Annotated in this window: 1 protein-coding gene; it reads left to right on the top strand. The window is 35.7% G+C overall.

Annotated features, from left to right (window positions below; all coding sequences use genetic code 11):
- Nucleotides 1-392: TonB-system energizer ExbB (gene exbB, locus GUI43_RS33365; protein WP_112700736.1), on the top strand; the 392-nt coding region annotated here is incomplete at both ends.

Consider the following 392-nt stretch of genomic DNA (forward strand, 5'->3'; position numbering starts at 1 on the left):
CAACAGTACAGTGATTATTTTATCATCGGTTTATTATTACTGATGAGCATTATTATGCTTGCGATGGTAATTGAACGTTATCGTTTTTTAAGAAAGGTAAGCGTGGCACATAATTCTACTATTCATGCATTAGATATTGATTTAAACCGTAATATGACAGTGATTTCTACCATCGGTGCAAATGCGCCTTATGTTGGCTTACTTGGTACAGTTATCGGGATTTTATTAACTTTCTATCAAATCGGTCACGGCGGTGGCGACATTGATCCAAGTGTAATTATGTTGCACTTATCTTTAGCATTAAAAGCAACTGCATTAGGTATTCTAGTGGCTATTCCCTCTATGGTGTTTTATAACGGTTTGGGGCGTAAAGTTGAAGTTAATCGTTTAAA

This window comes from Micromonospora noduli (genome assembly GCF_003264365.1).
Taxonomy (GTDB): domain Bacteria; phylum Actinomycetota; class Actinomycetes; order Mycobacteriales; family Micromonosporaceae; genus Micromonospora; species Micromonospora noduli.